The organism is Pseudoalteromonas sp. SWYJZ98, assembly GCF_015864495.1.
Taxonomy (GTDB): Bacteria; Pseudomonadota; Gammaproteobacteria; order Enterobacterales; family Alteromonadaceae; genus Pseudoalteromonas; species Pseudoalteromonas distincta.
Genome location: NZ_JADYXA010000029.1, coordinates 34,082 through 47,213, shown reverse-complemented (window position 1 = coordinate 47,213; position 13,132 = coordinate 34,082). Strand labels below are relative to the sequence as shown.

At 38.3% G+C, this 13,132-nt stretch carries 11 protein-coding genes; 5 read left to right on the top strand and 6 right to left on the bottom strand.

Translation table 11 applies throughout. The annotated features are described in order from the left end of the window. Window positions 1-188: 188 nt before the first annotated feature. Together I6F10_RS14860 and I6F10_RS14855 are read right to left on the bottom strand one after the other, a co-directional pair. The gene (locus I6F10_RS14860) at window positions 189-977 is read right to left on the bottom strand and encodes a PhzF family phenazine biosynthesis protein (protein WP_165743242.1); all 789 of its coding nucleotides are present in this window, start codon (window positions 975-977) and stop codon (window positions 189-191) included. A 72-nt stretch (window positions 978-1,049) separates the two neighbouring features. Continuing rightward, on the bottom strand, window positions 1,050-1,664 hold the full coding sequence (locus tag I6F10_RS14855) for a PQ-loop repeat-containing protein (RefSeq protein WP_165743241.1): 615 nt from the start codon (window positions 1,662-1,664) through the stop codon (window positions 1,050-1,052). Window positions 1,665-1,954: 290 nt separating this feature from the next. On the opposite strand from I6F10_RS14855, the gene I6F10_RS14850 reads away from it, so the two are divergent. Next, a complete protein-coding gene (locus I6F10_RS14850; RefSeq protein ID WP_165743240.1) occupies window positions 1,955-3,088 on the top strand; it encodes a PepSY-associated TM helix domain-containing protein in 1,134 nt (377 codons plus the stop codon). A 49-nt stretch (window positions 3,089-3,137) separates the two neighbouring features. Next, window positions 3,138-4,298, top strand: a complete 1,161-nt coding sequence (locus tag I6F10_RS14845) for a tetratricopeptide repeat protein (RefSeq protein ID WP_197099075.1) — start codon at window positions 3,138-3,140, stop codon at window positions 4,296-4,298. A gap of 16 nt (window positions 4,299-4,314) precedes the next feature. Here the strand turns inward: I6F10_RS14845 and I6F10_RS14840 are convergent, their stop codons facing one another. The 4 genes from I6F10_RS14840 to I6F10_RS14825 form a co-directional block, all read right to left on the bottom strand. Next, entirely contained in the window at window positions 4,315-7,131 is a 2,817-nt protein-coding gene (locus I6F10_RS14840; RefSeq protein WP_165743238.1) for a TolB family protein, read from the bottom strand. Between the two features lie 122 nt (window positions 7,132-7,253). After that, window positions 7,254-8,801: a PH domain-containing protein gene (locus tag I6F10_RS14835; RefSeq protein WP_165743237.1), complete on the bottom strand. Its 1,548-nt coding sequence runs from the start codon at window positions 8,799-8,801 to the stop codon at window positions 7,254-7,256. Continuing rightward, complete coding sequence (locus I6F10_RS14830; RefSeq protein WP_165743236.1) at window positions 8,794-9,327, bottom strand: PH domain-containing protein; 534 nt, start codon at window positions 9,325-9,327, stop codon at window positions 8,794-8,796. Before I6F10_RS14830 ends, I6F10_RS14835 begins: the two co-directional genes overlap by 8 nt. A 35-nt stretch (window positions 9,328-9,362) precedes the next feature. Then, window positions 9,363-10,211: a D-hexose-6-phosphate mutarotase gene (locus I6F10_RS14825; protein WP_165743235.1), complete on the bottom strand. Its 849-nt coding sequence runs from the start codon at window positions 10,209-10,211 to the stop codon at window positions 9,363-9,365. Between the two features lie 427 nt (window positions 10,212-10,638). On the opposite strand from I6F10_RS14825, the gene I6F10_RS14820 reads away from it, so the two are divergent. From I6F10_RS14820 to I6F10_RS14810, 3 genes are all read left to right on the top strand, one after another. After that, window positions 10,639-11,121 carry a MarR family winged helix-turn-helix transcriptional regulator gene (locus I6F10_RS14820; protein WP_002960189.1) on the top strand — a complete coding sequence of 161 codons (483 nt, stop codon included), beginning with the start codon at window positions 10,639-10,641 and terminating at the stop codon, window positions 11,119-11,121. Between the two features lie 100 nt (window positions 11,122-11,221). Further along, window positions 11,222-12,544 (top strand): hypothetical protein, encoded by a 1,323-nt coding sequence (locus tag I6F10_RS14815; protein ID WP_002960190.1) that lies wholly within the window; start codon window positions 11,222-11,224, stop codon window positions 12,542-12,544. A gap of 129 nt (window positions 12,545-12,673) precedes the next feature. After that, window positions 12,674-13,069 carry a YbaN family protein gene (locus I6F10_RS14810; protein ID WP_002960192.1) on the top strand — a complete coding sequence of 132 codons (396 nt, stop codon included), beginning with the start codon at window positions 12,674-12,676 and terminating at the stop codon, window positions 13,067-13,069. Window positions 13,070-13,132 lie beyond the last annotated feature (63 nt).

Here is a 13,132-nt window from a genome sequence, read left to right as displayed (position 1 = left end):
TGAGAAGCTATTTATCGACTTGCAGAAAACAATATGTATCTGCAAGCCTAGCCCTTGAGTTATTATTCAAAAATCAGCTGCCTGATATATTCATTTCAGATGAGGCTGAATAGTTACAAAACAACTTGCTAATATGATTTTGAAATGAATAGTTAAACATTATTCCTTGTCAAATATAAAGTTCCTAATTAAATATAAATAGTGCCTTTTAAATACCTTACAGCATGCCCCGTTAAGGTGACGGTTGTATCATCCACTTTGCAAATTAAATGCCCGCCTCTGCTTGAAGCCTGATAAGCGCTTAACGTAGTTTTAGCCAATTGCTGCGCCCAGTAAGGTGCCAAGCCAGTATGAATAGAACCTGTTACATAATCTTCGTCGCCACCGCTTGCGGGCCAAAAATAACGAGATATAAAATCATAATCATCACTAGGTGCTGTAGCTACTACATCAAGTGGATAAAGCGTTTTTAAAAGCTCGGAGTTAGTTATTAATTCAAGTATTTGATCGGCATTTTTATAAATAGCAAAGTAAGCTTGGCGGTTTTTAAGCACTTTACTCGGTTGTATAGACAAGCCGTCAAGCAATTGCTGCGGTACATTTTGTACCTCAACCGGTGCTTGTTTAGGAAAGGTCATTGCAAAGCTGCCATCAGCGTTTTTATTAACGATTAGCTCGCCCACCGCATCAGCAATAAAGCGAATTTGCGATATGTTATGCTCTTCACATAAAACATAAGCAGCCGCAAGTGTGGCATGACCACAAAAGTCGATTTCCATTAACGGCGAAAACCAACGAATAACAAAACTGCCATCGGCTTGCAGGCAGGTAAAAGCCGTTTCAGATACGTTATTCTCAGCGCCAATCTTAAGCATTAAATCGTCACTTAACCACGATTCTAGTGGGATCACTGCCGCATAGTTACCTTTAAATAACTCATTCGTAAACGCATCAATTTGATGAATAGCTAATTGCATTGTTTAAACTTTGTAATGATTAATAGCTTAAAACTGCCATACCTAAACTAAATTAGCACTTTTATTTTTGCTTTAAGCCATTACAGGTCGTATTCTATAGTATTGCATACAACCAAATTGCACAGCATTGGTAAGCAATAGCATAATAAACATAAGTAAGTGCGCCGTGCTTGGAGCAACTGTTGTAAGCTCAACAACTAAGCCGCAAATACCAGCAATAAACTGCAAGCTAAAATAGCGCGCGCTTAAATTACTCACATTACCCGTACGCAATGTTTTATAAGTTTGCGGCATAACACGTACAGAACTCATCACAAGGCCAACATACGTTAAAGCGCTTAATACCGTTGCAGTATCAAGGCTTGAATTTAAAAGCAGTGAAAACGGCAGTAACGAAAAGCCTAGCATAGTAACCAGCTGTACACGTTCTCGTTTAGCTGCGTTGAAACGTGCAAAAAAATATAAAATAAGCCCGCTTAATGCACCGGTTACAATAAATGGTAACGCAATATAATAGCGCTCAAAGAAAATATTGTAGGTTATAAAATAAAGGCTTTGTGCTAATCCAAATGTCATCATTAATAGTGACAAACCAGAGACACTACGATTTTTTCGAATTTTGTTTAGTAATGGTAAAAAACTAAAAACCAAAATAAAAGAAGACAATATAGGCAAATAATGCGCCAAAGCAACCTCGCTCGTTATATAAATGTTAATTAAAAACAGAAATAAAAACATTTAATAAACATCTGTTTTTAAAAGGCTTTTACTATGAGCGCGGCATTGTAGAGCCGCGTAAATTTAACTCAACTAAATAAGACATTCTTATTTTAGGTACTGGCAAGCTAGGTATACAAAAACCGTAGAATTAAGTTCACGGTTTACTTATTTAATAGAAAACCTACTCACAAGCTATCAAATGAAAATGATAGTTGTTATCATGCGCAAGTCATTAACTGCAATATATAAAACTATCTATGAGAAAAACTCTTTTTAAAATTCACAGTTGGATCGCTCTTATAGCTCTCATTCCCTTGATTGTTATTAGTATTACAGGGAGCGTATTAGTTTTTAAAAGTGAAATAGATGGCTTACTTATGCCAAGCAGTCACTATGTTATAAAAGCACTGCCAGAGCGCATGCCAATCGACAAATTAATCGCAAAAACAGAGCTTGCTTACCCTGAGTATGTAGTAGGTAGTTGGGAAATATTTAACGATGATACTGCTGATCGGGTTTACTTAGTTAAACGCGGGACAGAGCAATGGTATAAGTTTCATTTAAACCAGTATACGGGTGACATTTTGTCAGAGCCTGTTGGTACCAGCCATTATTTTACTGATTGGTTTTTAGAACTGCATTACACCTTTTTACTTAACGACTTTAAAAACCTGCCAGGGCAAACAGGCACAGTACTAGGCTTCTTTTTTGCTCTGTTTTTATTGGTATTAGGTATTACTGGGCTTATTATTTATCGTAAATTTTGGCAGCGCCTATTTAGTGTGCGCTGGCGTGCAACACTGCAAATTGTACTTAGCGACATTCATAAAATGACGGGGGTGATAGGGTCGCCCATCATTATTATTTTAGCTATTACAGGTGGCTACTTTAACTGGGCGGTGTGGTATCACGAAGTTATTGAACACGCTGAGGAAGAGCACTTTGTACTAACCAAAAACTTGCACAATAGCGATATTTCGTTTCAACACATACTCGATGACAGTAAAAAGCAAATACCCACTTTTAATGGTACGTTTTTAGTTATGCCACTCGAGCCTGACGAAAATATCACCTTATTCGGCGAAGTCGATACAAATAACCCGCTTGCGAGCGAATACGCTAATACGGTTAGCTACGATAAGCAAACAGGCGAACATTTAACTAACTGGGATATTCGCGAAGTAGGCGTTGGCTGGCAAGTAATTGATAGCTTTAGAAAACTTCATTTTGGCTACTTTGCAGGGCTAATAAGTAAAATACTGTGGTGCGTAATTGGTTTGAGCCCAGTGTGGCTAGCAGGTACTGGTTTTTACTTGTGGTTTACCCGCCGTAAACGTAAAAAACAATCACAAAAAAATCGCTCAAGTAAACGCAGCACAGCAAGTGCTTGATTAAAAACCCACCACATTGTAATGTAAAATTTAACAATGGAGTGGGTTTATGATGTTTTATAAAATAGCAGTCTGTATTACTTTTTTATATTTAGTTGGATGTAACACAACCAAGGTTCAGCAAGTAGAACAACAAATAGAGCTTGAACAACTATTAAACCATTCTTTGTTTAATAAACTCGACACTCCTTCTGAGTACAGTATTTTTGAGTTACCAAATGCTGAAAAAGAAAAATTTTTAGCCTATGCCGAAAAACAAAAACAGTCTGAAATCCGTCATGACCGCATTATTTACAACTACCTCGAAAGCAACTTAGCTAACTTTAAATACCACGGCGATACACTTACTTCAGCCCAAGCCTTAAAACTTTCGCAAGGTAATTGCATTAGTTTAGCCATTTTAACGCAAAGCTATGCACAAGCTCTCGGGTTAGAAACAAGCTTTCAAGAAGTTACAAGTAAGCCCATATACGCAAAAGAAAATAATGTTGTTTATGTAGCAAGCCACTTTAGAACGAGAGTATACGCCCCAAAAGTAGAGAAAAAAGATGATAATATTGTTGAATTTTTCAGAGCGGGCACCTTAATCGACTACTTTCCTACCCGCCGCAGCTTTTATTCAAGCAGTGCAGATTATAACGATTTAGTTTCTAAGTTTTATAGTAATTTAGCTGCAACAGCATTAGCAGAAAAACAGCTGGATATTGCTTACTCACTTATTTTACAAGCAAACAAATACACTCCCAATGATCCTGAATTATTTAATATAGCGGGCGTTTTGCATCGTCGGGCTGGTGATTTAAAAAGCGCTAAAAACATCTATCAAACAGCTCTTAGTAATAATGAAATAAGCATTAATTTAATCAGCAACTATCAGCTTTTAGCTAAAAAGTTAGGCGACAAAGAGCTTGTTAAAGAGCTCACCTCACAATTAGTTAATAAAGAAAAAGACCCATACGAATTACTAGTGATCGCTAAAAACAACTTACAAGCTGGCCACGCTCATCAAGCTAAAGCACACCTTGACCAAGCGATTACTAAAGCGCCTTACATTGCTGAGCTATACTTGGAACTCGCAAAAGTTCGCTATCAACAAGGTAATATTAAACAAACACAAACCTTACTTGAGAAAGCAATTGAACTAGAACGTGATAATCAAAAACTCGATGTATATCAAGCTAAGTTACTATCCTTGCAGATGGATAAGTAACTTAGCCAATTAATATTTATAACGAATAATAAAAGCTCAGCCACGCTCGCATTTCATCTTCAAAACTGTCGCCCTCTACTCGCGACAGTCCCATATTAAATGTTAAGTCATTTATACCAGCAGGCCCCATTCCAAAACTAAAATCACCTTGGTGTTTTATCCCGTAACTTTGTGCATATACAGTGCCCTCGAGTTGATGTTGCTTATAATAAAGCCACGGCATGCCTTCTTTAAAGCTAAAGCCGCCACCGTAGCCTTGATAGCGCTTTGCAGTTGCACTGTAAAAAGGCAGCTCAGATGTAAGTACATATTCACTATTTTGCTGCTGATTAATAAGATTTGAGCTAAAGCCACCTAATGCAAGGCTCCTGTCGTCACGCTGCTTTTGAGAAAAGTTTGCATAAAGAGGAATACCAAAGGCTTTACCAAAAATTTTGGCGGCTAAATCATAACCTTGCCAATTATTACTTTTGCTACTGCCATCGTACCAACTCGCATAAATACTTTGGCCTATAGCAAAATCTTGACGATCATATTGCCAATTTTGAGCAACGCCTAAACGCGTCCAATTTTTATGGCTTTGTTTATAATCTGTGTAATTGTAGGCAAGCTCTGGCGTTATACTTAACTGCCCAAATTTAACGGGGTAACTTATTGCAGCAAAACCACCACGGGCATCCATATCTGCATTTAGGCTTTGTTGATACTGGCGCGATGTATCTAAATTATAGTCAAACAGTGCAAGTTTCAGTTTTACATCAAGCGCATTATATTTTGCCTGCACATAACCACCGTGCAGTGCTCCATCGTGTAAATCAGTGCTATATCCCGCTTGCAAGTCGAGCTGCTTTAATAAGTCGCTACTTTTAATGCTTAAATCTAACAAACTGGTAGAAGCCGAATAATACTGTGTTCCTAGTGCAAAAGTAGCGTGCTGATCGAGTGCGTTGTAATTTGTCTGCTGCGTTGTTTGGTGCGTATATATTTTAGCTTTTGGAAGCGTATGTTCGTTTACAATTAGCAGCGGTGCTTTTTTGTTAGCCGAAAATTCAGTAACTACAGTGCTGTTTATAGCTTTTGGCAGTGTTTTTATATTTGGCCCATCTGCGGTTATCGAAAAATAGAGTAACGAGCCATCGGCCATTTCAATCGGGTGGGCAACGGCTTCCTGCCCCTGAGTTAACTTGGTAAGTGTTTTACTCTCTATGTTGTAGTTATAAATATCAGTAGTGCTATTTAAGCCTGCAACAAAGTAAAGTGACTCGCCATTAAAACTAAAGCTCGGCTGGCTTAAATATTGATACCCGTTTGGCATAGGTACTAGTTGCTGTTGTTCGCCGCTTACACCTTGTATATACAACTGCCAGTTTTCATTTAATGACGTTGATAAATAAGCTAATTTAGTTTCATCAGGACTGAGTATTGGGTAATCGTAAGTTGTCTCAAGGCTTTTTGTAAATAATGGTGTGATGGTTTGCGTATTTAGATCAACCTTTACTAATTCAGAGTAGCCATCTCTTATTTGCTCGCCATACAAGGTTTCGCCGTTACTGGTTACGTTAAAACGACGTATACCAGCAAGTTCGGTAAGTTGTGTAATATTTCCAGTGTCAGTGTTATAGCTAAATATGTCAGACACTTTGTTATAAATACCCGACTCTTCATTGCTGTACGCATTAAAGTACAACGTTGTAGTATTTACCCATTGCGGGTTTGCAATACCGGCTAGATTAATTTGATTAAGCACTTGTTTTTGTTCGCGCTTAAACACACTTGGCGCTGTATCGGGGATGTCTTGTGCATCATTTTCGAGTAGCTCTTTTTGCGCTTTAGTAAACTCTTCTTGCGCTTTAATGTTGTCATCCGTGCTATAAATTATAAGCTTGGTATTGCTCTCTTTATCTCGCTCAACAATTGCAATTTTACTACCATCTTTTGAAAGTGCTGGGTTACTTGCATATAAATTTAGCTCAAGCCAAAGCTCACTATTAAGTAACGGCTCTCCTTGCTCTATTTGCATTGCTTTATAGGTATATTCAGCTATAAATCGACGATATAGCTTGGCTGCACTTTGGCCAAACACACCGCTAAATGCCTCATCAAAGTCACGCGTTTTTACGCCTTGCATTCGCGTCCAAACACTATCGAGTGTTTGCTCTGAATAGTTTTGCTCTAACCAATTTAAAAAGCGACTACCCATTAAATACGCCATTGAGCCGCCCATAAAGCCCTGCTCGCCATTTAATTGCCCATAGGTTGGCAAAGCACCTTGCTGAGCAAATTCTCGCAGTATTGACTCTGAGTAGTTATCAAATAAACGCCCACGGCCCGTCATTTTAGACTCAATCAATGTGGCATAACCTTCGGCTACCCAGCGCGGTGTATCACTGTAAGTTAAGTCGTATAAATCCCATATGCCACGTACTTTTTGCTGCCAGTCATTGCGTGTAGGCTGTGCTAAGTGTACTAAGTGAATATATTCATGCAGTACAAGTAACTGCTGCCAGCCAGCGCTGTTTGATATAACGGTGTCGGATTGTGGTGGGGTTGTAAAAAGCGCCATTACAGGATTATTTGAGGTAGGTAGCGCAAAGCCATTTGCCGCATTTAGGGGATCAAACACCACTACATCAACTGTTTTATCAAGTACTCGGTTTTGCTGCTCAAGCACTTTGTTGCGTACTATTTCAAGCTCTGCTGCAGTTGATTTAGCAAAATCAGCATGCTCAACACTGTAGTGAATGTTGAAATGTTCGGTATGAATAGTTTGCCAATCGGCTGCAAAGCTCGGTGCTGCTAGTAATAAAGCTGATGCGATAAGTGTTTTTTTCATGAGCGTCCCTAAAAGAATTCCTTAATACCATCTAGGGTATTATTAAATGTCTTTCATGGGCAGTAAGAAAGTGTAATAAAACATGTGAAAATGGGTATTTACACATGCTTTATTAGGGTAATTTACATCCAGCTGCGAGTATCTGACTCAATCTGCTTAATTGTAAAATCAATAATAAAGTCAGCATCTTGCTGCTTTATATAGGGCATAAATGCAAAGCCTGAAGCAAGTTGTATATACAGGCTTTTTAAGCCTGATTTTCTCATTAAGTACGTACTTATACTGCGCGCACTTTGCGCTTTATAAAGCTCAAAAACACGGTAATGAACGCCAATCATACCTTTGCGTACAACCATGTAAAATCGGCCATTATCCTCATGCATGTAATAACCATAACGCTGATACGACAAAGTAACCAAGCCAGAAAACACCACCAAAACACCAAGGCTTATCAAAGTATTAATATCAGCAATAAAACAAAAGCCAAACACGAGTGCACTGGGTAGCAGTGAATAAAAGCCTAAATTTTTATACAAAAGCGCGCGTTCTGCGCGCTTAAAAGCGAGTTTTTTACTATTAAACCACGGGTAAATCCATTGGCATACACTATCAACTTGTTCGCTATTTAATACAGGTAATACTAACGTTTGTTTATTTTTTTTAGCCGCCACACCGGCTGCTATTCCGCCGCTACTTGCTTGTAAACACTCAACGGTAAATCGCTTTAGTAATCGCCCCATTAAGTTTTGCTTTATAACAATAGATTGTACTTTATCCATACTCATAGAAAGCTGATGGCGCTCTAACAAGCCAGCAATACGTTTAAACTTTTGACCTTTAAAATAAAGCTCAAAGTTATAAAAGCGAATAAGCGACATAGTCACCGATAGCATTACAGCCACCACAACTAACAAAACAATTAAGGTGATCATCGCAAAGGTAGCAGCACTTGCCAGCATACCAAGCTCTTGTTGATAAAAGCCTTCTACTTTCGCAATAATTTGCTTCTCTAAAAAATCAACAATTAGGTTTATAAAAGGGGCCAAAGCAGCCATTGCAAAAATGGCCATATTCGACATCAAACCAAATTTGGCTATTTCTTTATTGCTAATGCTTAGGCTGTTTTCGATAGTGTCTGTTTCGCTTTGTTCAGTATTTGGTGCTTCTTGCTGTTGCTGCGCTTTAAAATCAAATATTTGTTTACGCATTTGCTGTGCATAATCTTTAGTGACACCAGGTAAAACAACTTCTTGCGACACACTGCCAGCGGCATCAAAAATACAATTAACTAAGTTTACGGGGGTAAAATAAAACGGCTCGGCAATATTAACGTTTTGCACACGGCCAAATTTAAGCGTAAGTCGCTCTTTTTTAAATACACCTTTGTTAAGCAATATTTCGTTGTCGCTACTAATACTAAACTTAAAATTTAAATAATATAAAAATGAGTAAACAAGTAGCAAAATTAGTGCAATACCGCCTGCAACCTGCGCCCAAAACAATTTATTTTCTACTTGAGTAACAAACACGACAAGCATAGGTAGTAAGTTTAAAAGGCCATCTTTTACAAAGCGCACACTAAAGTGCACAACAAAGTATAAAAGTGCCCAGGGCGATACTTTTTGCCAGTAAATAGGGCTGGCTTTATCTTCGATAGTTGTATTACTCATCGACTAAAGCTGCCTGAGTAGTTGCGTCGTCTTGGCGGTAGTTTTGTACAAATTGGCGCATATTTTTACAATCATCATGGGTTAGCCCACTAATTTGTAAATCGGCACTTACACCACCAGCGCTAAATAATTTAATGCTTGCAAGGCTAAGTTTTCGCTCTATTGGCCCTTGGTGTATTTCCATATGCTGTACGCGCGCTAAAGGTAATACCGTCACTTGTTGCCAAATAACGCCTTTTTTAAAAGCAATGTCATGTTCTCGCACTGCAAAACCTCGCAACCTCACACTTATTATATTGTACGCCATAGATACGGCCACCAAAATTGGCATACCAATTAGCAAATACGTTTGTGCATTATTAGCAAAGGCTTCATTAAAATAACAAACAGCAATAAGCGCTCCAATTAGCGGTATATAAAACAGAAGCGAGCTAAGTTGTGTATGTAATAAGGCTTTATCGGCCAATGGCTTAAAGCTAATATCACTATGCTTTGGTAAATCCATTATTTGTTGATTGTTAAACACTATTTGTCCCTATTTCTGCTTTAATTATGACTAGCTTACCAACTAATGGTGGTTATTAAGGTGTGGCTTTGTTTTGGCTCAAGCGTTACTTTATCTGTCAGTACATTAGCGGCCTCTAGGCAGAGCATTGTTTTATATTCATCGTCAGCAAAGTTAGATAAGCGTTTTGATTTTTCTATCCACGGGTTCCAAAGTACACACGAACTTGAGTTTTCGCGGCTCACATTAATAACACCCTCTGGCGTATAAATGGTTTGCATTGTACTTGCTTGTGTATAAACCATGTCGGTTTCGCGATTAAAGCTTACAACATCATTTTGTACAAATGGCCCTTCACTAAACTCAATATATTGCGCGCCTTGCAAACCATCAACATGGGTATTTGTAATATCTGAGGTTGGAAAATAGGTATGCAGTGCTTGAGTAAAGCTAAATGACACACTTCCTAAGTTAGTGGTCGTTAAGCGAACCTGTAATTTATCGCTTAATATAAACTCAACTTTTAATGCGGACTGATGCGGCCAATACGTTGTATGAACAAGTTTCATGGGGAGCTTTAAACTAACTGTAATTTGCTCATCAGATTCGTGTACTTCATCGGCTTGCCATACGCTTGTGCGCGCAAAACCGTGGGCAGGCCACCCATCATTAGCGTGTGTACCAAACCACGGCCAACAAATAGGAATACCGCCTCGAATACTCGCCCCTTCTTGATAGGTTTCCTCTTGTGAAACCCAAATAAGTGGCTTGTTATTTTTAGGGATAAACTCGGTAATTTGCCCACCTTGCAAAAATATTTTTGCGTCGCACTTTTCACTAGCTACTTTAATAAACTCAAGTCCGGATTCGCTTTGCTCAATGCTAACTGATGGCGATAATTTCATACCTTCCCCTATAATACTGATACTAAAGATTTTTAATGTTTACATCTAAACAATAATGCATGCTTAAAGTATACGCTATTGATATTAAATATTGATTGCTGAATTTGTTCATTGCCGATTAATACATATACAGTAAACTCACAAACAATTACTTTGTACTAACAGCTGTAAATGAATAATACTAAAGTCTATACAATAAGACTTGCCAATTATTCACAACATACGTACTGTGCGCAACTTAATGCACACAAGGTGCTAAGAAAATTTACCAATATTTAAACAATATAATTTTACATTAGTTACTGCTCTAACTATTAAAAACCAATAAAAGCGGGCTAAAGTACAATATATTATTTGAATTCAATTTATTTGATGTGTAACATTTCGCGATTACGGCAAACTACCGCCCCATCGACGAGATAAGCAAATGCAAAAATATGACGAGTTATTGGTTTCTTTACGTAAAGTTATCCGCGCGATTGACTTACATTCTAAGCAGCTAAATAAAACTTCGGGTTTAACTGGCCCACAATTGCTTATAATGCAAGAAGTGCAAAAAACCGATGGAATAACGGCGAGCCGTATTGCTCAAAATGTAAATTTAAGCCCAGCAACGGTCACCAATATTCTCGACAGAATAGAAAGCAGAAACTTAGTAACACGCGTACGCAGTCAAATGGATAAACGCAGAGTGAGCTTATACCTCACCGATAAAGGAAAAGAGTTACTTGATAAAGCACCTCAGCCATTGCAAGAACACTTTATTGAAAAGTTTTCTGCACTTGCTGAATGGGAACAGAGCCTTTTACTCTCATCAATGCAGCGTGTAGCCGCAATGATGGATGCAGATAAATTAGATGCATCGCCCCTTCTAGAAGTTGGTGCGCTTACTCAAGCTCCTAAAGAATAAATAATAAAAAAAATACATAGTTTTTGTACTTACCCTAAACGTAAGGCGTTTTTTTACGTCTTGAATTTTTTATTTTTTAATCAAAATCTGAGCGGCAATTATGACTAAACTCTCAAAATTAACACTAGCACTAGTTCTAGGTGGTGTTACAAGTACTTCTTATGCGTCTGATGATCTAGACACGTTACAAAGCCAACTTAAGCAGTTAAAGCAACAAATGCAACTGCTTGAAAATAAGTTAGCTGATGAAAAAACAAAACAGCAAAAAATTAATGAGCAACACAAGCAAGAAGTTGCAAAAATTAGTAAAAAAGCTGATAACAAAGAAGTTGTTGTTGCTGCCGCTGAATCTGAGAAAAAAGACGAAGGTGTTAAAATTGGTGGCGCAGTGCGTTTTAATTACAGCACTAATTCATACGATGAAGACACTCAAGATCGTAGCGGCGACTTAGACTTCGAAGTATTTCGCATTAACTTATCTGGCGAAATAAACGATATTTCTGTTAATGGTGATTTTCGCTTTTACGATTACATGACCATTGTTAAGTATGCATACTTAGGTTACGAATTTACTGATGGCTGGGAAGCACAAGCAGGTATTGCACCAGTCCCTTTTGGTAATGGCCCATACAACTCACACAGCTACTTTTTTAGCACTAACTACTATGTTGGCCTAGAAGACGACTTTGATTTGGGTGTAACAGTAAACCGTAAACTAAAAGATAACTGGAAACTAGACCTAGGCTTTTTCAAAAATGATGAAGTAGGCGGCGTTGATGGCAGCTCTGAAGTTAACGAGCGTTACTCTTTTGATATAGTTGGTAGCCGTGCAACAACCGAAGGCACATACGATGCACCTGGCTCTCGCCTTGGTGAATACAACACATTTGCAGCTCGTACGGTGTACCAAATTGAGCATGGCGAAAACGCTAAAACCGATGTGGGTGTATCACTATTAAGCGGTGGCTTACATGATGGTAACGACCGTGCAGGTAACTACGGCGCATGGGCGTTCCACGTAAACAGCCAAATTAATAACTGGAATATTCAATTTCAGCACGGTGAGTACGACTACGATCTAGACGACAACAGCAACCGCTTTGTTGTAGGTGCGTTTGACTACTACGACACCGTATCAAGCGAAGCTACCATGACTAACTTTAACGTAGCTTACGATCTATCGGTTGATTTAGGCCCTATAACAGGCGTACAGTTTTACAACGATTACGGCATCATTTACGACAAATCTGACGACAGTGCAGATACATGGATGAACGTAACAGGTATGAGCGTATCAGCAGGCCCGTTATTTACGTACTTTGACTTTATTCAAGCACGTAACCAGCCATTTATTGGCGGAACAATTATTGGTGATGGCGATACAGAGCGTCGCTTTAACATCAACGTAGGTTACTACTTCTAGATAAGTAAAACCTATTTTATAAATTTAAAAGGGCAAACTTAGTTTGCCCTTTTTTATGTTTTTACACTTCGATTTTATAACTATTTGGCCTACAATCCAAAGTATCAGCCATTACTAAAAAGAGCCTAAGTGAATATAAAAGCAGTGTTTATTTGTTATAAAAACTTATGGTTTAAAGCACTTGGCTTAATACTTGTAGCCTTGGGCATTATTGGCATTGTGCTGCCGGTCATGCCTACCACTATATTTTTTATTTTAGCGCTCACCTGCTTTACTCGCTCATCACCCGCGCTTGAACAATGGCTGTTAAACCACCCTCGTTACGGTGTAACTTTGCAGCAATGGCAAGCCCATAAAGTAGTGCCTGTAAAAGCCAAATGCTACGCCGCCATTGGCATGTTAATTGGATTTACATTTTTACTGTATTCAGCCGCCCCTATTTGGGTTATTTATCTCGTTGCAGTAATAGAAGTATTGGTAATGATTTACCTTATTTTAAGACCTTCCAGCCCTCCTAAGCATTAAATATTCATTTTTTACCTGCTTACCGCCTTTGTTTTAAAGTTTTTATGTAAAGATAAGTAAGTA

What these genes read in the sequence shown, in the direction of transcription:
- I6F10_RS14860 (WP_165743242.1), bottom strand. Translation starts at nt 977, where the DNA reads ATGCAATTAGCTATTCATCAAATTGATGCGTTTACGAATGAGTTATTT.
- I6F10_RS14820 (WP_002960189.1), top strand. Translation starts at nt 10,639, where the DNA reads ATGCAAAAATATGACGAGTTATTGGTTTCTTTACGTAAAGTTATCCGC.
- I6F10_RS14835 (WP_165743237.1), bottom strand. Translation starts at nt 8,801, where the DNA reads ATGAGTAATACAACTATCGAAGATAAAGCCAGCCCTATTTACTGGCAA.
- I6F10_RS14815 (WP_002960190.1), top strand. Translation starts at nt 11,222, where the DNA reads ATGACTAAACTCTCAAAATTAACACTAGCACTAGTTCTAGGTGGTGTT.
- I6F10_RS14845 (WP_197099075.1), top strand. Translation starts at nt 3,138, where the DNA reads ATGATGTTTTATAAAATAGCAGTCTGTATTACTTTTTTATATTTAGTT.
- I6F10_RS14850 (WP_165743240.1), top strand. Translation starts at nt 1,955, where the DNA reads ATGAGAAAAACTCTTTTTAAAATTCACAGTTGGATCGCTCTTATAGCT.
- I6F10_RS14825 (WP_165743235.1), bottom strand. Translation starts at nt 10,211, where the DNA reads ATGAAATTATCGCCATCAGTTAGCATTGAGCAAAGCGAATCCGGACTT.
- I6F10_RS14840 (WP_165743238.1), bottom strand. Translation starts at nt 7,131, where the DNA reads ATGAAAAAAACACTTATCGCATCAGCTTTATTACTAGCAGCACCGAGC.